This is a genomic window from Microbacterium testaceum, from assembly GCF_006539145.1.
Classification (GTDB): domain Bacteria; phylum Actinomycetota; class Actinomycetes; order Actinomycetales; family Microbacteriaceae; genus Microbacterium; species Microbacterium testaceum.
This window is the reverse complement of record NZ_BJML01000006.1, coordinates 196,822-218,699: the sequence shown is the minus strand read 5'-3', so window position 1 is coordinate 218,699 and position 21,878 is coordinate 196,822. Positions and strand designations below refer to the sequence as shown.

The window sequence follows — 21,878 nt, the reverse complement described above, 5'->3', positions numbered from 1 at the left end:
CCGACGGCATCGGCCCGACCGGTGCGTCCGTCGACGCGCCCGGCCGCCCGCGAGCGCCGCGTCGACGTGCGCGACTGGCTCGGCCGCGTACGCATCTCCGGTTTCGTCGTGATCATGCTGGGTCTGGTGGTGCTGGGGACCTTCGTCCTCGTGCCGACGGTCGGCACCTATATGGACCAGCGCCAGCAGATCCAGGCGCTTCGCAGCGCCGTGCAGCTCAGCCAGTCCCAGGTGGCCGATCTGCAGACGCAGCGCGACCGCTGGTCCGATCCCGCGTACATACGGACGCAGGCGCGCGAGCGTCTCGGCTACACGTTCCCCGGCGAGGTCGTGTACCTCATCGACAACGACCTTCCGGCCTCGGCCACGCCGCAGGAGCAGGACGACGTCAGCGGTGACGTGGGCCAGACCCGCACCGACTGGATGGCACAGCTCGTGCGCTCGGTCACCTCCTCGGGCGCGGCGCAGGTGGCGGTTCCCGACGTCACTGTCGGCGTTCCGGATCCGACTCCCGCCCCCGACGCACCCGCGGGCTGACTCCGGGTCCCGGCGGGCTGTCGGAGACGGCGGGTATCCTGGAGGCGATGACTACCGCAACGCTTCCCCCCGCCTCCGACGCCGACCTGGCCGTGCTCCAGTCGCAGCTCGGCCGTGTCCCGCGCGGGGTCGTGGGAATCGCGGCGCGCTGCGTGTGCGGCAATCCCACGGTCGTGGCGACTTCGCCGCGGCTCGACGACGGCAGCCCGTTCCCCACCTTCTACTACCTCACCCACCCGGCGGCGACCGCCGCGATGTCGGTGCTCGAGGCGGGCCACGTCATGAAGGAATTCTCCGACGAGCTCGCCGAAGACGAAGAACTGCAGCAGCAGTACCTGGCGGCGCACGAGGCGTATCTGCGAGACCGTGCGGCCTATGGCGAGCCCGAGGAGATCGCCGGGATCTCGGCCGGCGGCATGCCCGCGCGCGTGAAGTGCCTGCACGCTCTCGCCGGTCACGCGCTGGCCGCGGGTCCCGGCGTGAACCCGATCGGAGACCGTGCCCTCGAGCGCGGTACGTGGTCGCCCGAGCGGTGCCAGTGCGAAAGCCCCGGGGCCGGCGGATGAAGCGCGTCGCCGCCGCTATGGCATCCGTCGTTCTCGTGACGGTGCTGAGCGGGGCGATGGCGATGCCCGCGGTGGCCGCGACGGTTCCCGCGTCGGCCGCACCCCAGGCCCCGTCAAATCCGGTCCCCGAGGACCCCACCGATTCGGTTCGCGCGGGGGAGTACTGGCTCGACCAGTACGGCGTGCGCGAGGCATGGAAGACCACACGGGGTGCGGGCCAGAAGATCGCGATCATCGACACCGGCATCGGCCGCGGGCCGACCGAGTTCACCGGGGCGGTTGTCGGCGGCACCGACGTGTCGGGCGTGGGCGCCTCCGACGGACGCTCGCCAGTCGGCGCGGTGGACGCGAATCACGGAAGCTGGGTGGGTTCGCTTGCCGCAGCCCGCGGGACCGGCAACGGCCGCGGCATGATCGGTGTCGCGCCCGAGGCCGAGTTGCTGTCGATCTCGGTCGGGTTCGGCGCCTCGAGTGCCAAGCCCTTCACGGATCAGATCGCCGATGCCATCCGCTGGGCGGTCGACAACGGTGCGACGGTCATCAACATGTCGTTGACGACCAACACCCTCGACTGGGACACCAGCTGGGATACCGCCTTCGAGTACGCCTTCGATCACGACGTGGTCATCGTCGTGGCCGCCGGCAACCGGGGCAGCGGCACCGACCGCGTGGGCGCTCCGGCCACCATTCCCGGCGTTCTGGCCGTCGGCGGCGTCGACCCGAGTGGCGCGGCGAGCAACGACGCGTCGACCCAGGGCATCACGATCGGTCTCTCCGCCCCGAGCGAGCGGCTCATCGGTGTCTCGGCCGACGGTTCGCTGGTGCAGTGGAACGGCACGAGCGGTGCGGCGCCCATCGTCGCCGGCATCGCCGCCCTCGTGCGCGCTTCGCACCCGGGGATGGATGCCAACAACGTCCTCAACCGTCTGATTCAGACCGCGAGGCCCGCGGCCGGCGCTTCGGCTCGACCCGACAAGCTGTACGGCTACGGACTGGTGGATGCCGCTGCTGCGGTGTCGGCGCGGGTCGAGACCGTGTCGGAGAACCCGCTCGGGAGCCTCAAGGAGTGGATCCGTCTGTACCGCCGCGCAGACGCGGAGCCGTCGCCGGAGCCCACCTCGAGTCCCGTGGTCATCCCGCCGCTGCCGCCCGTCGAAGCGGCGCCCGCGGCGGGGTCGCCCCTTCTGCCGTCTCGCGATAGCGTGCTGTACGGGTCGTTGCCGCTCGGCGCTGCCACACTGGCCGCTATAATGATTGCGCTCGGTGTCACTGCTGCTGCCCGGCAAATCCGACAGGCGCGCGTCTCCCGCGAGCCGAGCCGCACCACAAACGAGGAGTCCCTCACATCGTGACCACTACCGTGCCCAGAATCCTCATCGTCGGTGGGGGCTATGCAGGTTTCTACACCGCCTGGAAGCTCGAGAAGCTGCTCGGCCGAGGCGAGGCCGAAGTCACGCTCGTCGACCCGCTGCCGTACATGACGTACCAGCCCTTCCTCCCCGAGGTCGCCGCGGGCGAGATCGAGCCCCGCCACGTGGTGGTCGGCCTCCGTCGCCACCTCAAGCGCACCACGGTCATCGCGGGCAAGGTCACGGGCATCTCGCACGCGACCAAGACCGCGACGGTCACGCCGATCGCCGGTGACGAGACCTTCGAGCAGAGCTACGACCACATCGTCGTCACCGCCGGTGCCGTCTCGCGCACCTTCCCGATCCCCGGCATCGCCGACAACGCGATCGGGCTCAAGACCATCGAAGAGGCCGTCGCGATCCGCGACCGCCTCACGTCGAACTTCGACAAGGCGTCGGTGCTGCCCGCAGGTCCCGAGCGCGACCGTCTGCTGACCGTCGTCGTCGTCGGTGGCGGCTTCGCCGGTATCGAGGTCTTCGCCGAACTGCGCGCCTACGCGTCGTCGCTGCTCTCGCAGTACCCGACCCTGGCGTTCGACGACACGCACTTCCACCTCATCGAAGCCATGGGCCGCATCATGCCCGAGGTCTCGCAGAAGACGAGCGAGTGGGTCCTCGCCGACCTCGCCAAGAAGGGTGCCTTCGTGCACCTCGACACGCAGGTCAAGGGCGCCGTCGATGGCATCGTCGAGCTGTCGACGGGGGAGAACCTGCCGACCGACCTCATCATCTGGACCGCCGGTGTCATGGCCAACCCCACGGTCGTCCGTGGCAGCGACCTGCCCGTCGAGGAGCGCGGTCGCATCCGCACCCGCCCCGACCTGCGCGTCGGCACCGACGAAGAGATCGTCGAGGGTGCGTGGGCCGCCGGTGACGTCTCGGCCGTTCCCGACCTCTCGGGCGGCGGCGTGGGCGGATTCTGCGTCCCCAACGCCCAGCACGCGGTCCGCCAGGGCAAGCTCATGGCGAAGAACCTCGCGGCGGTGCTCCGCGGTGAGGAGCCCAAGGAGTACAACCACAAGAACCTCGGTGCCGTCGCCGGCCTGGGCCTGTACAACGGCGCCTTCCAGTCGGGCAACATCGCCCTGACCGGTCTGATCGCCTGGTTCGCACACCGCGGCTACCACGGTCTCGCCATGCCCACCTGGGAGCGCAAGTTCCGCGTGATCGGCGACTGGATGCAGAACTTCGTCCACGGCCGCGAGGTCGTGTCGCTCGAGGCCGTGCAGAAGCCTCGCGCAGCCTTCGAGGAGTTCGCCGCTCGCCCGCGTCCGGCCGCTCCCGCCGCAGAGACGCCCGCAGCTCCGGCTGAGAAGAAGGTCGAGCCCGTCGCGGCCAAGTAACACCCTTCGTCCGCGACCCTCGCGCCCTTCCGGGTGCGGGGGTTTCGGCGTTTCCGGGGGCGTCACGTGTCGTCGTGCCGAGTCGGGGACCGGGAGGCCGGATGTCGGCATCGGGAATCGGCGTGTCGTCGCTCTTCTTGCCGCACGGTCAGCGGGCGGCGGGCGACGCCCGCGATACGGTGGAGGCACGGGCCCCCGTAGCCCAATGGCAGAGGCAGGCGACTTAAAATCGCTTCAGTGTGGGTTCGAGTCCCACCGGGGGTACGAGATGCCCGTTGCGTGCAGATCGCCTGGGAGTCCTTCGCACCACCCGTAACGCGGCGCACCCCGCAGTTACACTGGAGGGCAATCTTCCGAACGGAGTGTGGGGACTTATGTGGGAGTGGCTCGTACCGGTCATCGTGATCGTCGGCATCCTGGTCATCGCTGGCATCTACCTGTGGGCCACCTACAACAGCCTCGTCGCGCTCAATGTGCGCGTCGACGAAGCGTGGAGTGACATCACCGTTCAGCTCAAGCGACGTGCCGACCTGCTGCCCAACCTCATCGAAACGGTGAAGGGCTACGCGGCGCACGAGAAAGCCGTGTTCGAGAACGTCACGCGCGCGCGGGCTGAGACACTCTCGGCGCAGAGTCCCGCTGAGGCCGGCGTCGCCGAGGGCCACATGCAGCAAGCGTTGAAATCGCTGTTCGCGGTGGCCGAGGCATACCCGCAGCTCCAGGCGAGCCAGAACTTCCTGCAGCTCCAGCATGCGATCGTCGACACCGAAGACAAGATCCAGGCGTCGAGACGGTTCTACAACGGCGGCGTGCGCGAGTTGAACACGAAGATCAAGGTGTTCCCGAACAACCTCTTCGCCCGCCAGCTCGGCTTCCACGAGCGGGAGTTCTTCGAGGTCATCGACGGCGCCGCGATCGCCGAACCGCCACGCGTGCAGTTCTGAGTGAACGCGCCCCCTCCGCTTCGGCCGAGGGGGCGCGTTTCAGTTGGTGCGACCGTCGGGGTGCTCGTGTCGCTCGGCGCGCAGGGCCCCTGCCAGGTCTTCGGCCGCGTCACCCCACCGCGAGACCGTGACGCGGTCGAGGCCCTGCCAACGTGCGGCCGCGAGCAGTTCGGCGGCGACGCGCTCGGCGGCATCCGGAGACGCCCCGGCCTCCCACCACGCGGACTGCACGCGCAGAGCGCGCGACGCGCGGTCGGCCTTGAGGTCGATGCGTCCGACCACGTCGTCTCCGACGAGGACGGGCAGCGAGTAATACCCGTAGCGCCGCTGCGGCGCGGGCGTGTAGATCTCGATGCGGTAGTCGAAGTCGAACAGCCGCTCGGCGCGGTCGCGGAACCACACCACGGGGTCGAACGGGGTGAGGATGGCTGCCGCATCGACCTTGCGCGGCCGGGCGGCGTCGCGGTGCAGCCATGTCTTGGCCGGTCGACCGGCGACCTGCCAGCCCTCGACGGACACGGGGATGAGTTCGCCGGCGTCGACCAGATCGTGGATGCCGGTCATCACCGCCGGTCGATCGCGGATGCGCCAGTAGTCGGCGAGGTCGGCCGCCGTGGCGACGCCGTACGCGATGGCGGCGCGACGTACGAGCTCTCTGATCGCCTCGGCGCGGGCAACGGAGGTCTCGAGCGCCGCCGGTGGAAGGACATCGGAGGCGAGGGCGTAACGCCGCTCGAAGCCGCGTCGGCCGGCGATGGCGACATCGCCGAACAACCAGAGGCGCTCCAGGCCGTTCTTGACGTCGTCCCACCCCCACCAGGAGCCGCGAGAGCCGCTGCGGGCGTCGTGCTCGATCTCGGCGGGACGCAGCGGACCGCGGTCGGCGAGCTCGTCGCGCAACCACCGCAGAAGTGGCTGATTCGCCTCGGCCCACGCGTCGCGACTGTACTTGGCGCGCAGCTCGTCGCGACGAAACTGCAGCAGGGGCCAGTCATCGACCGAGACGAGGGATGCCACGTGCGCCCAGGACTCGACCCACGTCGGCCGGCGTGAAAAGGCGAGTTTGTCGAGCAGGGCGGGATCGTAGGGCCCCAACCGTGCGAACAGGGGCATGTAATGAGAGCGGGAGAAGACGTTGACGGAGTCGATCTGCAGGATGCGCATGCGATGCAGCACGCCCGTGATCTGACGCGTTCCCACCGTCGCGGGGCGCGGTCGGGCGAAGCCCTGAGCAGCGAGAGCGATTCGGCGGGCGTCGGCGCGACGGAGCGTCGTGGTCATGCGATTCACCGTAGCGACCCCCTCCGACATGGCCGCCGGAGCGCGACCGGCGCGGCGGTAGGCTGACGGGATGAGCGGAACCGATCCCGACGAGCGTGGATCCTTCCTCGACGCCCTGAAACGTCGCACCGTGTCGAGCGACCTGCAGCCGCCCGTCCCGCCGGGTCTGCGGCAGGCGACGGCATACGCGTGGCGGTTGCTGGTGATCGCCGCGGCGCTCGCGGTGGTGATCTTCGTCGTCATCCAGCTGAAGCTCCTGGTGATCCCGCTGCTGGTCGCCGTGCTGATCTCGGCACTGGTGTGGCCCGGGTTCTCTTTCCTGCTGCGGCACCGCTGGCCGAAGTGGCTCGCCATCATCGTCACGGTGCTGGGCACCCTCGCGATCATCGCGGGTCTGGTGTGGGTCGCCGTGTGGCAGATCTCGCGGCAGTTCGGGTCGGTGCGCAAGCAGACCGAGGCATCCGTCCAGCAATTCCGCGAGTACTTGATCAGCGGCCCCCTGCATCTGAGCGCTCAGCAGATCGACGACGGGCTCACGCGGGCGGGGACCTTCCTGCAGCAGCAGGGCGAGGTCATCTGGACCGGGGCCCTCACGATCGGCTCCACCATCGGGCACGTCGCGACCGGCGTGCTGTTGACGCTCTTCATCCTGCTGTGCCTGCTCGCCGACGGGGGCGGCATCTGGCGGTGGACGACGCGCCTCTTCCCGCGCGCCGCCCGACCAGCGGTCGACGGTGCAGGTCGCGCCGGCTGGCGCACCATCAAGAGCTACGCCCGCACCCAACTGCTCGTCGCGACGATCGACGCGATCGGCATCGGTCTCGGCGCCTTCCTGCTCGGCGTGCCCCTGTCGATCCCGATCGGTGTGCTCGTCTTCCTCGGCGCGTTCATCCCGTTCGTCGGCGCGGTCGCGACCGGGGCGCTCGCGGTCTTCATCGCCCTCGTCTACAACGGCCCGCTCATCGCCCTGTTCATGCTCATCGTCGTCCTCGGGGTACAGCAGTTCGAGAGCCATGTGCTCCACCCGATCCTGATGGGCTCGGCCGTCAAGGTGCACCCTCTCGCGGTGGTGCTCGTCGTCGCAGGAGGCGCGATGATCGGCGGCATCGCCGGCGCCCTGTTCGCGGTGCCCCTCGCCGCATTCGTCAACGTCGTCGCCGTCTACCTCAGCACGAAAGCGTGGAAGCGCGACGGTGAGACCCTGGCATCCCCGGATCTGATCTGGCGGACCGTCCCGCGCGAACGCGGAAGGAGATCATGAACGACACTCCCACCCTGGCCGAGTTCGAGGATGCCGCGCAGAACCTGCGCGGCATCATCACGAGAACGCCCCTCGACGAGTCGCTCCACCTCACCGAGCTGCTCGGTGTGCCGGTGAACCTCAAGCTCGAGAACCTGCAGCGCACCGGATCGTTCAAGATCCGCGGCGCGACCTACCGCCTGTCCCGCCTCACCGAGGAGGAGCGGGCGCGAGGCGTCGTCGCGGCATCCGCCGGCAATCACGCGCAGGGGGTGGCGCTGGCCGCGCAGCAGCTCGGTATCGCAGCCACGATCTTCATGCCCCTGGGTGTTCCGGTCCCCAAGCTCCTCGCCACGCGCGGATACGGCGCCGAGGTGATCCTCGAGGGGGCGACCGTCGAGACGCCGCTGCGCCTGGCCGCCGAGTTCGCCGAGCGCACGGGTGCCGTGCTCATCCACCCCTTCGACCACCGCGACATCGTCGTGGGGCAGGGGACCCTGGGCCTCGAGCTCGTCGAGGACATGCCCGATCTCGAGACGGTCATCGTCGGTATCGGCGGGGGAGGGCTCGCCGCGGGAGTCGCCGCCGCCGTGAAGGCACGTGCCGCAGCCGAGGGGCGAGCGGTGCGTATCATCGGCGTGCAGGCGCACAACTCCGCCGCCTACCCCTCGTCGCTCGCCGCGGGGTACCCGATGCAGGTCGAGACCACCCCGACGATCGCCGACGGCATCGCGGTCGCCCGCCCCGGTGACCTGCCGTTCGAACTCATCCGTCAGTACGTCGACGAGGTCGTGACCGTCACCGAGGACGACATCGCCCGCGCGCTGCTCGTGCTCCTCGAGCGCGCCAAGCAGGTCGTCGAGCCCGCCGGAGCCGTGGGCGTCGCAGCGATCCTCGCCGGCAAGGTGAAGGCCAGCGGCCCCACCGTGACGATCCTCTCGGGCGGCAACATCGACCCCCTCCTGCTGCAGCGGGTCGTGGCTCACGGACTCTCGGCATCCGGTCGCTATATGTCTCTGCGGATTCCGCTGCCCGATCGCCCGGGCCAGCTCGCCCGGGTGTCGGAGCTGCTCGCAGGCGTCGGTGCGAACGTCATCGAGGTGCTGCACACCCGCCACGGGCAGGGGCTCCAGATCAGCGAGGTGATCCTCCAGCTGAGCGTCGAGACGCGCGGCGAGGAGCACCGGGCGCTCGTGATCTCGACGCTCGAGCACGCCGGGTTCATCGCGACGGTCGTTCCGAACTGACGCGTCAGGGCCTCGACCGGGAGGCTGGTCGAGGCGCGTTCAGCGTGGTCACACGCCCCGGACCGCCCTGGCCTCGGCGGTCCGGAAACACCGCGAGCCGCCCACCCCGGCAGTGGGGGAGCGGCTCGCGAACGAAGGCGGGTTACTGACCCGAGTAGGTCTCGACCTTGACGACCTCGACCTGGATCTCTTTCCCGTTGGGTGCGGTGTACGAGCCCTTGTCGCCCTCTTTGAGGCCCATGACGGCCGTTCCGAGAGGCGAGGCCTCGCTGTAGACGTCGAGCTCGGAGTTGGCCGCGATCTCGCGGTTGCCGAGCAGGAACTTCTCTTCGCCGCCGGCGACGATCGCGGTGACGACGGTGCCCGACTCGACTACGCCGTGGCTCTCGGGGGCCTCTCCGACCTTCGCGTCCTTCAGCAGCGCCTGCAGGGTGCGGATGCGCGCCTCTTGCTTGCCCTGCTCGTCTTTCGCAGCGTGGTAGCCGCCGTTCTCTTTGAGGTCGCCCTCTTCGCGCGCGGCCTCGATGCGCTTCGCGATCTCTTCGCGACCCGTGGTCGAGAGGTGCTCCAGCTCGCTGTGGAGGCGGTCGTAGGCGTCTTGCGTGAGGAACGTCACCTGAGCGTCGTTGGACACGGGTACTCCTTCGTCGAGGCGCTGACGGCGGTGTCTGCAGCCGTCGGCGGGGATATGTCGAACGCCCCGGCATCGAGCCGGGGCGCGTCGTGATTCCGCGAGTTTACGGCACCCAACAGGCGTTGACAAAACCTGTGGTCGCCAGCGACAGCGTCGGAATCGTCTCGGTGAAGGCGCGCGAGGCGTCGTCCGACGCGGGATACTGCACGACCTTCCAGCCCACCGTCCCGTGGTCCTCGTCGCGGGCCTCGAGGGCGCAGGCGACCGGCTTACCCACGGGGGCGGTGATCTGAAAGCTGCTCGAGACGGATTTGTCGTCGATGACGGTGAAACCGGTGTCGGTCGCCGTCACCGAGGCCGCGCTGCTGGCGAACGTCGTGTAGCCGAGATACCCGATGGCGCTGAGCGCGAGCACAGCGACGATCGTCCAGCCGACGAGGCGCCGCCGGGGCGAACGCGTGCGCCCGTAACGTTCGTCGAGCAGGGCTTGCGTCGTCATGGTCTCCCCGGGCTTTAGGCTGGAGTACCAGGCTACGCGCTTCCGCCCGGACCGAAGGACTCCATGCATCCCGTGATCGTCGCTCTTGCGACCACGCCCTCCCCGGCCACCACCCCCGACGAGTCGATCGTCACACCCGGGCCGCTCGGCTTCGCCGCCATCGCCTTCATCGGCGTCGCGGTGTTCCTCCTCGTGTGGGACATGCTGCGCCGGATTCGCCGCGGTCGATACCGCGAAGAGGTCAACGCCGAACTGGATGCCGAGGAGCAGGCGCGCGCGGCCCGAGACGCCAGCACGACCGACGACCAGGACATCGACCCGGCCGCTCCTCGCAGCTGAATCTCAGCCCGGGGCTCTGGCATCCGGAATCCGAGGCTCGAGAAGGGGACGCGCGGGGCGTGACGCGCTCAGCCCCGGCGGCCCGGGGATTCAGCCGCCGTGGTACGCCGGGGCGAGGGCGATGAGCAGGCACGCCGTCCAGTGGCAGAGGAACGCCAGCACGGTGCACACGTGGAAGATCTCGTGGAAGCCGAAGTGTCCCGGCCAGGGGTTGGGCTTCTTCAGCGCGTAGACGATCGCACCGCCCGTGTAGAGCAGACCGCCGACCACGACCAGCACCATCATGGCGACGTTCGCCGCGAGCAGGTCGCCGAGGTACATCACGGCGGCCCACCCGAGCGCCAGGTAGAGCGCCACGTAGAGCCACCGCGGCGCGTTGATCCAGAAGACGCGGAACAGGATGCCGAGGATCGCTCCGCCCCACACGATCGACAACAGCAGCACGGTCTTCGGCGTCGGAAGGGCCAGTACGGCGAGAGGTGTGTACGTTCCCGCGATCAGCAGCAGGATGTTGGCGTGGTCGATGCGCTTGAGCACCGCGAGCGTCTTCGGCTTCCAATGGAAGCGGTGATACAGGGCCGAGTTGCCGAACAGCAGCATCGAGGTGGCCATGAACACGGCCCCGGCCCACTTGCCGGGGGCACCCTGCGCCAGGGCGATCAACACGATGCCGGCAGCGATCGCGACGGGGAAGGTTCCGGCGTGGATCCAGCCGCGCCAGGTGGGCTTGAGCTCAGCCTGCGCGCCTACCGCGCCCGCTTCCAGAAGGGGGAGCTGGGGCATGTCGGGGCCGTCTGCGGGGATCGAGGGCGTCACGCTCTCGACACTACGTCTCAGCTCATGCGCGCGGAGGAACATGGGCGATCCGCTCACCCTTCCCCCAGGAAGCACCGGTCGCTTTCACCGGTCGCCGCCGCCTGCGACGCGGTAGCGTAGGCGAGTGGCGCGTATGCGGAAGAACGAGGGGCGTGGACCGCTTTACCGTCTCTACATCTCGCGTCTGCGTCGTCGCATGCCGGCCACCGTGCCGCACCACGTCGCGATGATGATCGACGGCAACCGTCGGTGGGCGCGCCAGCTCGGCTTCGACAGTGCCGCCCACGGCCATCGAGCCGGCGCCGCGAAGATGCACGAGTTCCTCCGTTGGTGCGACGACCTCGGCATCGAGGTCGTGTCGCTGTACCTGCTGTCGAACGACAATCTGGTCAAGCGCGACAGTCGGGAGCTGCAGGACCTGCTCGAGATCATCGCCGAACTCGCTGCCGAGCTCTCGCATGAGCCCAACTGGCGCGTGAAGCACGTCGGCCGCGCCGACGGCTTGCCCACCGAGCTCGCCGAGGTGCTCCACGAGGCCACCGAGCGCACCCGCGGACACGATGGTCTGCACGTGAATCTCGCGGTCGGCTACGGCGGGCGCAGCGAGATCGTGGATGCCGTGCGCTCGATCATCGCGAAGCACGACCAGTCGGGCGGGTCTCTCGAGGAGCTCGCCGCGAGCCTCACGCCCGAACAGATCGGGGAGCACCTGTACACGGGGGGACAGGCTGATCCCGACCTCGTGATCCGCACCTCCGGTGAGCAGCGCCTCAGCGACTTCCTGCTCTGGCAGTCGGCGCATTCGGAGTTCTACTTCGTCGAGGCGCTCGGCCCCGACCTGCGCGAGGTGGACTTCCTCCGCGCGATCCGCGACTTCGCAGCGCGCGATCGTCGCTTCGGACAGTGAACGATCTCGACGACGTATCGGCGTGAACACGCTGTTTACGAACTCGTCATTTTCGCGGCGTGTTAACGACCCCGGGTGGTGTCGAGGGGTCGTACGGTGATCTCATCGGACACGGAGTCCGGTCGAGTCGACCTTCGGATCGCGACTCGTGACCCACAGGTCGACTCGTGACAACCGGGTGATTCACCCGGGTCGGGAGTGGGTTGTGACTGCACGAGCACCGTACGACCAGCGTCACGTCGTCGAGAGCACCGAGGCCGAAACGGGAGCCGACCAGGCTCTGCGCACATATGTCTTGGACACCTCCGTCCTGCTGAGCGATCCGCGAGCGTTCTTCCGCTTCGCCGAGAACTCCGTCGTGATCCCCGTCGTGGTCATCACCGAGCTGGAAGGCAAACGTCATGACCCCGAGATCGGGTACTTCGCCCGCCAGGCCCTGCGCCACCTCGACGAACTCCGTATCGAGCACGGACGCCTCGACTTCCCCGTCCCGGTCGGCACCGACGGCACCCTCCGCGTCGAACTGAACAACACCGACCAGCAGGTGCTCCCCTCCGGCATGCGCACGGGCGGCAACGACAGCCGCATCCTGGCCGTCGCCATGAACCTCGCGCAGGACGGCGCCGAGGTCACCGTGGTGTCGAAGGACCTTCCGATGCGGGTGAAGGCGGCATCCCTCGGTCTGAATACCGAGGAGTACCTCGCCGAGCAGGCGATGGACTCCGGGTGGACCGGTATCGCCTCGATCGACCTGTCGGGCGACGAGATCTCCGACCTGTACGAGACCGAGGTCGGGGTCAGCGAGGTGGTCAAGGGGCTGCCGATCAACACCGGGCTCGTCATCCACTCCGAGCGCGGCTCGGCGCTCGGCCGTGTCACCGGCAAGGGGGAGTACCGCCTGGTGCGCGGAGATCGCGATGCGTTCGGCCTGCACGGGCGGTCGGCCGAGCAGCGTATCGCCCTCGACCTGCTCCTCGACCCCGAGGTGGGCATCGTCTCGCTGGGCGGTCGTGCCGGTACGGGCAAGTCGGCGCTGGCGCTGTGCGCCGCTCTCGAGGCCGTGCTGGAGCGACAGCAGCAGAAGAAGATCATCGTCTTCCGACCGCTGTTCGCGGTGGGCGGGCAGGAGCTGGGCTACCTCCCCGGCGATCAGGCCGAGAAGATGGGCCCCTGGGGCCAGGCCGTGTTCGACACCCTCGGCTCGGTCGTGTCGGGCAACGTGCTCGAGGAGGTGCTCGCGCGAGGCCTGCTCGAGGTACTGCCTCTCACGCACATCCGCGGCCGTTCCCTGCACGACGCGTTCGTGATCGTCGACGAGGCGCAATCGCTGGAGCGGAACGTGCTGCTCACCGTCCTCAGCCGCATCGGCCAGAACTCCCGCGTGGTGCTCACGCACGACGTGGGCCAGCGCGACAACCTGCGCGTCGGTCGGCACGACGGGGTCGCCTCGGTGATCGAGACGCTGAAAGGCCACGGACTCTTCGGTCACGTGACCCTGACGCGGTCCGAGCGTTCGGCTATCGCCGCCCTGGTGACGGAGTTGCTGGAGGCCGGCGAACTGTCGTAGCGGCTCTCTGAGAGGGGTCGGGATGCCGTGGCGTCCCGGCCCCTCTTCGTCGCCGTCTGTGCGGCACCGGGAGTGAAGCTTTGGGCTCAGATGAGAGGGTTCTCATTTCACGCTCTCCCGGCTCTCACAATGACCCGCCAGAGTAGAGCCATCGACGAGGGAGACCTCGTCACCCGCCTCGGCGGTTCCCCCAGGAAAAACAAGAGAACGTCACGTGCAGGTCACCGCTCTTCGGGTGAGTCGGAAGACCACCGTGAGCGTCTCCCCAAACCCCCGGTTCCCCCGCCGGGGGTTTTCGGGTTGTGAACGTCATTCCCAGCGATAGCCCGCGCCGCGCACGGTGACGATATGCGATTGGCCGATCTTGGCCCGCAGATAGCGCACGTACACGTCGACCACGTTCGACGACGGGTCGAAGTCCATTCCCCAGACGCGGCTCAGCAACTGCTCGCGACTGAGCACCTGGCCCGCGTGGCGGATGAACTCCTCGGCCAGGGAGAACTCCCGTGCGCTGAGATCGATCTCGCGACTGCCGACGGTGGCCCGACGGGCGAGTACATCGAGGGACACGTCGCCGTGTGCCACGGTCATCGGACCGACCGTCACCGGTTCCCGCATGCGCGAGCGCACCCGGGCGAGGAGCTCGTCGAACTTGAACGGCTTGGCGACGTAGTCGTTGGCACCGGCGTCGAGACCGTCGACGGTGTCGCGCGTGCTCGTGCGTGCGGTCAACATGATCACGGGGATCTGCGAGCCTTGGCCGCGCAGGCTCCGCAGCACCTCGAAGCCGTCCATCGATGGCAGACCGACATCGAGCAGGACGAGATCGACGTCACCCGAGAGCGCGGTGTCGAGGGCCTCTGCTCCGTCGGCGATGATCAGAGTCTGGTAGCCCGCGGACTCCAGCCCCTTCGCGACGAACGCGGAGATGCGTTCCTCGTCTTCGGCGATGAGGATGCGTGTCATCCGGTGGCCTCTCTCTGCATGACGACGTCACCGGCGCGCACGGGCGTCGGGAGCTCGGCGGGGGACTGCGCCCCGGTCACGGGGATGTGCAGGGCCACGGTCGCCCCACCACCGGGGGTGTCGCTGACGCTGCAGTGTCCGTCGTGCGCCTTGGCGATGGCATCCACGATCGACAGTCCGAGCCCGGATCCGTCGATCCCCCGCCCCGTCGACAGGCGGTCGAAGCGACGGAACACGCGGTGACGAGCGGCCGGGGGGATGCCCGGGCCGTGGTCGCGGACCCAGAGGTGGGCGGTGGTCTCGTCCGCCGTGCTGCCGATCTCGATCGAGGTGCCCTCGGGGGTGTACTTCGCGGCGTTGTCCGCGAGCTGGAGCCACGCCTGGACGAGGCGATCGGCGTCGCCGTGGATGCGGCCGCGCGCCCGCTGCTCGACGGTCCAGGTGTGCCCCGGGATCGCCCCCGCGAGCTCCGCCACGCGGTCGGTGAGGGAGCCCACGTCGATGACCGCCGCCTCGAGCGCGCCGCTCTCGACGTCGGCCAGGGTGTCGATGTCGTCGACCAGCCGCGCGAGGCGATCGAGTTCGGCAATGCCGAGGTCGCGTGTCTCGGTCACATCGTGGGGATCGGCGGGATCCATCATCTCGAGGTGCCCACGGACGATCGTGATAGGGGTCTTGAGCTCGTGCCTGACGTCGTCGAGCAGTTGCCGTTGCGCGTCGACCGACATCGCCAGTCGATCCAGCATCGAGTTGACCGAGGTCGTCAGATCGGAGATCTCGTCGTTGCCGTGCGCGCGCAGGCGCGTGCCGAGGTCGTCGATGGTGATGGCGTCGGCGGTATCGCGCAGGCGCCGGAGCGGCGAGAACAGGCGCCCCGTGACGAACCAGCCGGCTACGGCGACGAGCAGCAGCACCACGAGCGCCGAGATTCCATAGGTCAGGGTCGAGAGGGTCACCAGCTCCATGCGCTGGTCCACCGAGATGACCTGCACGGCGGCCCCGTCGCGGGTCTCGACGGCCGCGTAGAGCACGGGCCCATGGACGCTGTCGAGGCGCCCACGATCGTTGCCGAGGCTGATCTGGTCGGCCAGGGATGCCACGAGCCCGGCATCGTCGGCGATCGACAGTCCGGGTGGAGACGGGGTGCTCGCGAGCACGCGCGCGCCGTCGAGGGCTACGGTGCCGTCGGTACGACCGGGAACGGTCGCCGCGACGAGTGTGGCGGCATCCTTGCTGCTCGTCGACAGGGTCGAGACGAACCCGTCGAGTTGCCGTTCGGCGTTGGCCACGACGCGTTCGCTCTGCACGAGGAACGTGACGCCGCCGGCGATGATCATGCCGAGCAGCACGACGCCGAGGATCGCGCCGAGGAAGCGCACGCGCGTCGAGACAGGTCTCGTCGTGCGGCTCATCCTCTGATTATGGCGCGCCTCGGCGTCGCGGATGTGCCAGTGGGCCCGATCAGCCCGGGTGGGTCATCGACAGCAGGTCGAGCTTGGCGTCGAGCACCTCTTCGGTGATCTCGCCGCGCTCGACGTAGCCGAGGTCGATGACCGCCTCGCGCACCGTGATGCCCTTGGCGACCGAGTGCTTCGCGATCTTCGCCGCGGCCTCGTATCCGATGACCTTGTTGAGCGGGGTGACGATCGAGGGCGACATGCCGGCGAACGCCTCGGCGCGCGCGACGTTGGCCTCGAGGCCGTCGATGGTCTTGTCGGCGAGGACGCGCATGGCGTTCGAGAGCAGACGGATCGACTCGAGCAGTGCCGTGCCCATGACCGGAATGGCGACGTTGAGCTCGAACGAGCCCGACGCGCCCGCCCACGCGACGGTCGCGTCGTTGCCGATGACGCGCGCGCACACCATCAGGGTGGCCTCGGGGACGACCGGGTTGACCTTGCCGGGCATGATCGAAGAACCCGGCTGCAGGTCGGGGATGTGCAGTTCGCCCAGACCGGTGTTGGGGCCGGAGCCCATCCAGCGGATGTCGTTGTTGATCTTCGTCAGCGAGACCGCGATCGTGCGGAGGGCGCCGGATGCCTCGACGAGACCGTCGCGGTTCGCCTGGGCCTCGAAGTGGTCCTCGGCCTCGGTGATGGGCAGCTGGGTCTCTGCCGCGAGCAGCTCGATGACCTTCTGGGGGAAGCCGAGGGGCGTGTTGATGCCGGTACCGACCGCCGTGCCGCCGAGGGGGACCTCGCCGACGCGGGGGAGCACGGCCTCGACGCGCTCGATGCCGAGGCGCATCTGGCGGGCGTAACCGCCGAACTCCTGGCCGAGGGTGACGGGGGTGGCGTCCATGAGGTGGGTGCGGCCCGACTTGACGATGCCCTTCCACGCCTCGGCCTTGGTCTCGAGCGCCGTCGCGAGGTGCTCAAGCGCCGGGATGAGGTCGGTGATGAGCGCCTGTGTGACGGCGATGTGCACCGAGGTGGGGAAGACATCGTTCGACGACTGCGAGGCGTTGACGTGGTCGTTGGGGTGCACCGTGTCGCCGAGGATGCGGGTGGCGAGGGTCGCCAGCACCTCGTTCATGTTCATGTTCGACGAGGTGCCGCTGCCGGTCTGGTACGTGTCGACGGGGAAGTGCGCGTCGTGCGCGCCGGTGACGACCTCGTCGGCGGCTCGGGCGATGGCATCCGCGATGCGTCCATCGAGGGTGCCGAGCTCTTTGTTGGCGAGCGCGGCGGCCTTCTTGATGCGGGCAAGAGCGGCGATCTGCGTCGACTCGAGGCCCGAGCCCGAGATGGGGAAGTTCTCGACCGCACGCTGCGTCTGCGCGGCGTAGAGGGCGTCCTTGGGTACCCGCACCTCACCCATGGTGTCGTGTTCGATGCGGTACTCGATGTCGGTCACGTCGTTGTTCCTCCGGGTCGTTCGTTGGGTTGTCAGATGCGGGCGTCTTCGACGCGCGGGTCGTCGACGCGGGGGTCGTCGACATCGCCCACGATGACGACGGGGAAGGCTTCGCCCTCATCGAGGCGGTAATTCGCTCCGACCACGGCGGTGCGCCCCTCGGCCACGGCCTCGCTGATCAGTTCGGAGGCGCGCAACAGCTCGCCCACCGTGTGGCGGAGGTGCTCGCGACCCACAAGCTCGGGGTCGACGGCGTCGGGGAGGTGACCGTCGACGGCGGAGGCGCGCTGCACGCGTCGCACAGCCGGGACGATGGGCGCGATCTGCCGCCAGATGTAGGCGGGGAGGGTCGGGGCGTCGACGCCCGTGCTCTCGATGGCCGCGCCGACGGCGCCGCACGCGTCGTGCGCGAGCACCACGATCAGGGGGACTTCCAGCACGCCCACGGCGTACTCGAGGCTGCCGATGACCGAGTCGGAGATGACCTGACCGGCGTTGCGCACGACGAACAGGTCGCCGAGGCCCTCGTCGAAGATGATCTCGGCCGCGAGGCGAGAGTCGGAGCAGCCGAACAGCGCCGCCGTGGGGTGCTGCGAGCTCGCGAGCTCGGTTCGGCGCTCGACGTCTTGACGCGGGTGAGCGGGGGCGCCCGAGACGAAACGTTCGTTGCCCTCCACCATCTGCCGCCAGACCTGCCGGGGGGTCATGCGCTCGCTCACGGGACCTCTCTCAACTGCTCGATCTGCGATGTGACGGACGCGGCGGCCAGCGCCGCGGTCTCGGGGGCGGCATCGCCGTAGACGAGCACGTAGTCGGGCCCGGCCGGGGTGGCGAGGGCGTAGTCGATGTTCCCGGTGCCGGACGGGTTCGACGGGCGGTACACGTTCCACGTGATGCCGTCGATCTCGATGGTCTCGGTGCTGCGGGTGCCGTCGAGCACCTGTCCGACCCACGTCTCGTCTGCCTCGAAGCCCTGCGCGACGCGGAGGAATCCGCTCTCGCCCGAGCGGACGTAGACCATGGTCCACGCCTCGGTGCCGCCGACGCCCTCGGTGCTGGCCTGGTTGACGCGCCATCCCTCGCCGAGGGAGGGGGAGAGCACCGGTCGACCCAGGTCGCTCTGCATCTCGGCCGCGAGGGCGGCGACGTCGATGTCGGGGCGGGGAGCCGGCTCGCCGCGGGGCACGGCCGCGACGACGACGAGCACGACGCCGACCGTCACGATGAGTGCCGCGATGAGGTTGCGGAACGTCTTGCTGGACCGGTACCGACGCGAGGACTCGGCCTTGCGATCGGCCGCTTCCTGCGGGGTTTCGGGGCGACCGAGATGGGCGACGACGCGAGCCATCAGTCGTCACCCTCGCCGCGGGCGGCGTCGAGGCGGCGCTTCGCGCCGAGCAGCCACTCCTCGCAGCGGGCGTAGAGCTTCTCGCCGCGCTCCCAGAGCGCCAGCGACTCTTCGAGGGTCGGAGCGCCCTGCTCGAGCTCGGCGACCACGCGCACGAGTTCGTCGCGGGCCTGCTCGAACGACAGGGTCGCGACGTCGACGGCGGGGCCGGGGGTCGTCGCGGTCATGGCATCCATTCTAGGCGCGCCCCACCGACACCCCGTCGCCGGGTGCCTCGTCGTCGAGCGGTCGATCGGCGGATGCCGAGGACTCGGCGTCGTCCGCGGTGTCGCGGCCGCTGGTCGACGCCCCGTGTGGAACCGTGTCGGGAACGCCGCCCTCCGAGCGAGCGGCCAGCGTGCCCTCCTCCACGGTGAGCCGAAGCGCGGTCCCGGCCGGGGCGTGAGCGGCGTCGCGCAGCACCGAGCCGTCGGGGAGCTGCGCGATCGCGTAGCCGCGGGCGAGCGTCGCGAGCGGCGAGAGCGCGCGCAACCCCGCGCCGAGTTCGCTCGCGCGTCGCCGCTCAGCCTCGATGCGGCGGTCGACGATGTCGCGTCCGCGGTTCGAGAGCATCCATAGCTCCTGCGCGCGGGAAGTGAGCATGGAATGGGGAGTGCGCAGCGCCGGTCGCGAACGGATCTGCTCGAGCTGCGCGATGTCGTGCAGCACGCGTTGGGTGAGACGCCCCGTGAGCCGGGCACGCAGCTGCGACACGAGTGCCCGCTGCTCGCTGACGTCGGGTACCACCCGCTTGGCGGCGTCGGTGGGTGTGGAGGCGCGCACGTCGGCCACCTCGTCGAGGAGCGGCCGGTCGTTCTCGTGTCCGATGGCGCTGACGATCGGAGTGGATGCCGCGGCCACGGCGCGCAGCAATCGCTCGTCGCTGAAGCCGAGCAGCGTCTGCGGATCTCCGCCGCCGCGGGCGATCACGATCACGTCGACCTCGGGGTCGGCATCCAGGATCTTCAGGGCCGCGAGGGTCTCGGGAACGCACCGGTCGCCCTGGACGGCGGCGTGCTGGGTGCGGAAGCGCACGCGGGGCCAGCGCAGCTCGGCATTGCGATGGACGTCTTTCTCGGCGTCCGAGTTCTCGCCCGTGATGAGACCGATGCAGTGGGGGAGGAAGGGCAGCTTCTTCTTGCGGACCGGATCGAACAGGCCCTCGGAGCGCAGCTGGACGCGGAGCCGCTCCAGACGCTCGAGCTGTTCGCCGAGACCCACGTGCCGCATTGCCGAGATCGCGAACGAGAAGTCACCGGTGCGCGGGAAGTAGTCGGCCTTCACACACGCGACGACATGGTCGCCGACCTTGAGGTCTTTCGGCAGACGGTTGAGGGTGCTCGACCAGATGCGGAAGGCCACCGTCGATTCCGTGCCGAGGTCTTTGAGGCGACCGAAGACGTTGCCGCCGCGGCGGTTGAACGAGGTGATCTCGCCCTCGACCCAGACAGACCCCCAGCGTTCGATGAAGCCGCGGATGGTGTCGTTCAGGCGCGAGACCGAGGTGGGGGCGTCGGTGCTCGAGTCACGGGGGTGCACGCTGTCGGCGGGCGGGGCCTGGCCCGCGATGGTCTCGGGCTGGAACGAGGTCATGGTCTCCGGAGGGTCGAGGTGGCCGGTTCGGCCGGTGTTCAGGGGCGTCCCGGTAGAATCGAGGGGTGAGCTCACCTGCCGTCCACCTGCCCGTTCCCCGTATCCCGGGTCGACGCGGGCGGCTCCAGGATATCCCCGTGAAGGGCCAGAAGAAGGTCCTGCTGGCCGCGCCCCGCGGCTATTGCGCCGGCGTGGACCGCGCGGTCATCGCCGTCGAGAAGGCCCTGGAGCGCTACGGTGCCCCGGTGTACGTGCGCAAGCAGATCGTGCACAACATCCACGTCGTGACGGAGCTCGAGAAGAAGGGCGCGATCTTCGTCGAAGAGGTCGACGAGGTTCCCTCGGGCGCCCACGTCGTCTTCAGCGCGCACGGCGTGTCGCCCGCCGTCGTGTCCGCGGCATCCGACCGGGGTCTTCAGGCCATCGACGCCACGTGCCCCCTCGTGACGAAGGTGCACCGCGAGGCCGTGCGCTTCGCCCGTGACGACTTCGAGATCCTGCTGATCGGCCACGAGGGACACGAGGAGGTCGAGGGCACCGCCGGTGAGGCTCCCGAGCACGTCACCGTCGTGAACTCTCCCGACCACGCCGACACGATCGAGGTGCGCGACCCCTCGAAGGTCGTGTGGCTCTCGCAGACCACGCTGTCTGTCGACGAGACGATGGAGACCGTGCGGCGTCTGCGCGAGCGCTTCCCGCAGCTGCAGGATCCGCCGTCGGACGACATCTGCTACGCCACCCAGAACCGCCAGGTCGCGATCAAGAAGGTCGCCGTCGGCGCCGACCTCGTGATCGTCGTCGGTTCGGCGAACAGTTCCAACAGCGTCCGCCTGGTCGAGGTGGCCCTCGAGCACGGGGCCAAGGCCGCGTACCGCGTCGATTACGTCGACGAGGTCAAGCAGGAGTGGCTCGAGGGGGTCGAGACGGTCGGCGTCACCAGCGGTGCGTCGGTTCCCGAGGTCCTCGTGACAGAGGTGCTCGACGAGCTCGCCGGCGCCGGCTACCGCGATATCGAAGAGGTGCGCACGGCCGAAGAAGACCTGATCTTCTCGTTGCCCAAAGAGCTGCGGCAGGATGCCACCGGCAAACGCGACGAGCGCGCGCTGGGCGGCCGGGGTCGGGCGTGAGCGACACCGATCCGCGCACCCCCTCCGACGAGGCCCGTCCCCGCCCGCAGTACGGCGAGTACGCCACGCCCGAAGAGCAGCGCGCGCGCATCCGGCGTCCCGAGGTGACCGAGGCCCTCGAGGCCGGGGTCGCCCCTCAGCCGGAGCCGGTCGCCTTATCGAGCTCCGCGGCGAAGCCTGCGCCGATGCCCGTCCCCACCACCCGCGGCGGGCAGATCGACCGGATCGTGACGTTCGGCCTGCTCATCTACGGTCTGTTCTCGGTCGTCACCAGCATCATCCAGCTGCTCAACTTCCCCGAGTACGCGAACAACTTCGCCCGGGTCTTCCGGGTCGATGCGACGTTCACGAACCTCACGGCCGGATATCTCTGGGGCGCCGCGGCCGCGGCCGTCACCGGCATCGGATGGCTGCTCACGGCGATGTTCACCTGGCGGTCCATGAAGCGCGGGCGTATCTCGTTCTGGATCCCCATCGTCGGGGCGCTGGTCAGCACGGTCATCGCCGCCGTCCTTTCTCTGGTCGGCATGGCGAGTGATCCGCAGTTCTTATCGGCCGTCATGGGCAGCGTCTCGAACTGAACCGTTCCGCGCGGCATCCCGTGTTCCTAGAAGAAGAGG

At 69.2% G+C, this 21,878-nt stretch carries 23 protein-coding genes and 1 tRNA gene; 13 read left to right on the top strand and 11 right to left on the bottom strand.

Annotation, left to right across the window (positions count from 1 at the left end; translation table 11 throughout):
• Positions 1-21: 21 nt before the first annotated feature.
• The 6 genes from MTE01_RS10790 to MTE01_RS10765 all read left to right on the top strand — a co-directional run bounded on the left by MTE01_RS10790 (position 22) and on the right by MTE01_RS10765 (position 4,799).
• The gene (locus MTE01_RS10790; RefSeq protein ID WP_246078228.1) at positions 22-537 is read left to right on the top strand and encodes an FtsB family cell division protein; all 516 of its coding nucleotides are present in this window, start codon (positions 22-24) and stop codon (positions 535-537) included.
• A 47-nt stretch (positions 538-584) separates the two neighbouring features.
• Positions 585-1,103: a DUF501 domain-containing protein gene (locus MTE01_RS10785; protein WP_103210966.1), complete on the top strand. Its 519-nt coding sequence runs from the start codon at positions 585-587 to the stop codon at positions 1,101-1,103.
• A complete protein-coding gene (locus MTE01_RS10780; RefSeq protein ID WP_141377410.1) occupies positions 1,100-2,455 on the top strand; it encodes a S8 family peptidase in 1,356 nt (451 codons plus the stop codon). Before MTE01_RS10785 ends, MTE01_RS10780 begins: the two co-directional genes overlap by 4 nt.
• An 8-nt stretch (positions 2,456-2,463) precedes the next feature.
• Entirely contained in the window at positions 2,464-3,855 is a 1,392-nt protein-coding gene (locus tag MTE01_RS10775; RefSeq protein WP_141377454.1) for an NAD(P)/FAD-dependent oxidoreductase, read from the top strand.
• Between the two features lie 191 nt (positions 3,856-4,046).
• A tRNA-Leu gene (locus MTE01_RS10770) sits at positions 4,047-4,119 on the top strand.
• A 110-nt stretch (positions 4,120-4,229) separates the two neighbouring features.
• A complete protein-coding gene (locus MTE01_RS10765; RefSeq protein ID WP_103210964.1) occupies positions 4,230-4,799 on the top strand; it encodes a LemA family protein in 570 nt (189 codons plus the stop codon).
• Positions 4,800-4,838: 39 nt separating this feature from the next.
• Here MTE01_RS10765 and MTE01_RS10760 read toward each other — a convergent pair whose 3' ends face one another.
• A complete protein-coding gene (locus MTE01_RS10760) occupies positions 4,839-6,080 on the bottom strand; it encodes a winged helix-turn-helix domain-containing protein (protein WP_141377408.1) in 1,242 nt (413 codons plus the stop codon).
• 70 nt (positions 6,081-6,150) lie between these two features.
• On the opposite strand from MTE01_RS10760, the gene MTE01_RS10755 reads away from it, so the two are divergent.
• Both MTE01_RS10755 and ilvA read left to right on the top strand, forming a co-directional pair.
• Complete coding sequence (locus tag MTE01_RS10755; RefSeq protein WP_116240052.1) at positions 6,151-7,341, top strand: AI-2E family transporter; 1,191 nt, start codon at positions 6,151-6,153, stop codon at positions 7,339-7,341.
• On the top strand, positions 7,338-8,567 hold the full coding sequence (ilvA, locus tag MTE01_RS10750; protein ID WP_141377405.1) for a threonine ammonia-lyase: 1,230 nt from the start codon (positions 7,338-7,340) through the stop codon (positions 8,565-8,567). Before MTE01_RS10755 ends, ilvA begins: the two co-directional genes overlap by 4 nt.
• A 142-nt stretch (positions 8,568-8,709) precedes the next feature.
• Here the strand turns inward: ilvA and greA are convergent, their stop codons facing one another.
• Both greA and MTE01_RS10740 read right to left on the bottom strand, forming a co-directional pair.
• A complete protein-coding gene (gene greA, locus MTE01_RS10745; RefSeq protein ID WP_103210960.1) occupies positions 8,710-9,201 on the bottom strand; it encodes a transcription elongation factor GreA in 492 nt (163 codons plus the stop codon).
• A gap of 103 nt (positions 9,202-9,304) precedes the next feature.
• Positions 9,305-9,700, bottom strand: a complete 396-nt coding sequence (locus tag MTE01_RS10740; RefSeq protein WP_103210959.1) for a DUF4307 domain-containing protein — start codon at positions 9,698-9,700, stop codon at positions 9,305-9,307.
• 63 nt (positions 9,701-9,763) lie between these two features.
• Here MTE01_RS10740 and MTE01_RS10735 point away from each other — a divergent pair, with 63 nt between their 5' ends.
• On the top strand, positions 9,764-10,039 hold the full coding sequence (locus MTE01_RS10735) for a hypothetical protein (RefSeq protein ID WP_103210958.1): 276 nt from the start codon (positions 9,764-9,766) through the stop codon (positions 10,037-10,039).
• A 90-nt stretch (positions 10,040-10,129) separates the two neighbouring features.
• On the opposite strand, the gene trhA is transcribed toward MTE01_RS10735, so the two are convergent.
• Positions 10,130-10,822, bottom strand: a complete 693-nt coding sequence (gene trhA, locus MTE01_RS10730) for a PAQR family membrane homeostasis protein TrhA (RefSeq protein ID WP_103210986.1) — start codon at positions 10,820-10,822, stop codon at positions 10,130-10,132.
• Positions 10,823-10,988: 166 nt separating this feature from the next.
• Here trhA and MTE01_RS10725 point away from each other — a divergent pair, with 166 nt between their 5' ends.
• Positions 10,989-11,762, top strand: coding sequence for an isoprenyl transferase (locus tag MTE01_RS10725; protein WP_103210957.1), 774 nt, complete (start codon positions 10,989-10,991; stop codon positions 11,760-11,762).
• A 205-nt stretch (positions 11,763-11,967) separates the two neighbouring features.
• On the top strand, positions 11,968-13,329 hold the full coding sequence (gene phoH2 / locus MTE01_RS10720) for an RNA 5'-3' helicase PhoH2 (protein ID WP_103210956.1): 1,362 nt from the start codon (positions 11,968-11,970) through the stop codon (positions 13,327-13,329).
• Between the two features lie 309 nt (positions 13,330-13,638).
• Here the strand turns inward: phoH2 and MTE01_RS10715 are convergent, their stop codons facing one another.
• The 7 genes from MTE01_RS10715 to xseA are packed head-to-tail and all read right to left on the bottom strand — an operon-like array spanning position 13,639 to position 20,131.
• Positions 13,639-14,295 (bottom strand): response regulator transcription factor, encoded by a 657-nt coding sequence (locus tag MTE01_RS10715; protein ID WP_103210955.1) that lies wholly within the window; start codon positions 14,293-14,295, stop codon positions 13,639-13,641.
• Positions 14,292-15,707, bottom strand: a complete 1,416-nt coding sequence (locus tag MTE01_RS10710; protein WP_141377403.1) for a sensor histidine kinase — start codon at positions 15,705-15,707, stop codon at positions 14,292-14,294. The genes MTE01_RS10715 and MTE01_RS10710 overlap by 4 nt, the downstream gene beginning before the upstream one ends.
• A 49-nt stretch (positions 15,708-15,756) precedes the next feature.
• Positions 15,757-17,151, bottom strand: coding sequence for a class II fumarate hydratase (locus tag MTE01_RS10705; RefSeq protein WP_103210953.1), 1,395 nt, complete (start codon positions 17,149-17,151; stop codon positions 15,757-15,759).
• A 32-nt stretch (positions 17,152-17,183) separates the two neighbouring features.
• Positions 17,184-17,870 carry a carbonic anhydrase gene (locus MTE01_RS10700; RefSeq protein ID WP_371861613.1) on the bottom strand — a complete coding sequence of 229 codons (687 nt, stop codon included), beginning with the start codon at positions 17,868-17,870 and terminating at the stop codon, positions 17,184-17,186.
• Positions 17,867-18,499 (bottom strand): DUF4245 family protein, encoded by a 633-nt coding sequence (locus MTE01_RS10695; protein ID WP_103210952.1) that lies wholly within the window; start codon positions 18,497-18,499, stop codon positions 17,867-17,869. The genes MTE01_RS10700 and MTE01_RS10695 overlap by 4 nt, the downstream gene beginning before the upstream one ends.
• Positions 18,499-18,726: an exodeoxyribonuclease VII small subunit gene (locus MTE01_RS10690; RefSeq protein WP_174799685.1), complete on the bottom strand. Its 228-nt coding sequence runs from the start codon at positions 18,724-18,726 to the stop codon at positions 18,499-18,501. The genes MTE01_RS10695 and MTE01_RS10690 overlap by 1 nt, the downstream gene beginning before the upstream one ends.
• Positions 18,727-18,736: 10 nt before the next feature.
• Entirely contained in the window at positions 18,737-20,131 is a 1,395-nt protein-coding gene (gene xseA, locus MTE01_RS10685; RefSeq protein ID WP_141377401.1) for an exodeoxyribonuclease VII large subunit, read from the bottom strand.
• Between the two features lie 65 nt (positions 20,132-20,196).
• On the opposite strand from xseA, the gene MTE01_RS10680 reads away from it, so the two are divergent.
• Together MTE01_RS10680 and MTE01_RS10675 are read left to right on the top strand one after the other, a co-directional pair.
• Positions 20,197-21,258, top strand: a complete 1,062-nt coding sequence (locus MTE01_RS10680) for a 4-hydroxy-3-methylbut-2-enyl diphosphate reductase (RefSeq protein WP_174799684.1) — start codon at positions 20,197-20,199, stop codon at positions 21,256-21,258.
• The gene (locus MTE01_RS10675; protein ID WP_103210949.1) at positions 21,255-21,839 is read left to right on the top strand and encodes a DUF6264 family protein; all 585 of its coding nucleotides are present in this window, start codon (positions 21,255-21,257) and stop codon (positions 21,837-21,839) included. Before MTE01_RS10680 ends, MTE01_RS10675 begins: the two co-directional genes overlap by 4 nt.
• The last annotated feature ends 39 nt before the right edge of the window (positions 21,840-21,878 follow it).

Coding starts and splice junctions, on each gene's coding strand:
- MTE01_RS10755 (WP_116240052.1), top strand. CDS start 6,151: ATGAGCGGAACCGATCCCGACGAGCGTGGATCCTTCCTCGACGCCCTG.
- MTE01_RS10760 (WP_141377408.1), bottom strand. CDS start 6,080: ATGACCACGACGCTCCGTCGCGCCGACGCCCGCCGAATCGCTCTCGCT.
- MTE01_RS10690 (WP_174799685.1), bottom strand. CDS start 18,726: ATGACCGCGACGACCCCCGGCCCCGCCGTCGACGTCGCGACCCTGTCG.
- MTE01_RS10725 (WP_103210957.1), top strand. CDS start 10,989: ATGCGGAAGAACGAGGGGCGTGGACCGCTTTACCGTCTCTACATCTCG.
- trhA (WP_103210986.1), bottom strand. CDS start 10,822: ATGCCCCAGCTCCCCCTTCTGGAAGCGGGCGCGGTAGGCGCGCAGGCT.
- ilvA (WP_141377405.1), top strand. CDS start 7,338: ATGAACGACACTCCCACCCTGGCCGAGTTCGAGGATGCCGCGCAGAAC.
- MTE01_RS10780 (WP_141377410.1), top strand. CDS start 1,100: ATGAAGCGCGTCGCCGCCGCTATGGCATCCGTCGTTCTCGTGACGGTG.
- MTE01_RS10740 (WP_103210959.1), bottom strand. CDS start 9,700: ATGACGACGCAAGCCCTGCTCGACGAACGTTACGGGCGCACGCGTTCG.
- xseA (WP_141377401.1), bottom strand. CDS start 20,131: ATGACCTCGTTCCAGCCCGAGACCATCGCGGGCCAGGCCCCGCCCGCC.
- MTE01_RS10710 (WP_141377403.1), bottom strand. CDS start 15,707: ATGAGCCGCACGACGAGACCTGTCTCGACGCGCGTGCGCTTCCTCGGC.
- MTE01_RS10785 (WP_103210966.1), top strand. CDS start 585: ATGACTACCGCAACGCTTCCCCCCGCCTCCGACGCCGACCTGGCCGTG.
- MTE01_RS10695 (WP_103210952.1), bottom strand. CDS start 18,499: ATGGCTCGCGTCGTCGCCCATCTCGGTCGCCCCGAAACCCCGCAGGAA.
- MTE01_RS10735 (WP_103210958.1), top strand. CDS start 9,764: ATGCATCCCGTGATCGTCGCTCTTGCGACCACGCCCTCCCCGGCCACC.
- MTE01_RS10765 (WP_103210964.1), top strand. CDS start 4,230: ATGTGGGAGTGGCTCGTACCGGTCATCGTGATCGTCGGCATCCTGGTC.
- MTE01_RS10715 (WP_103210955.1), bottom strand. CDS start 14,295: ATGACACGCATCCTCATCGCCGAAGACGAGGAACGCATCTCCGCGTTC.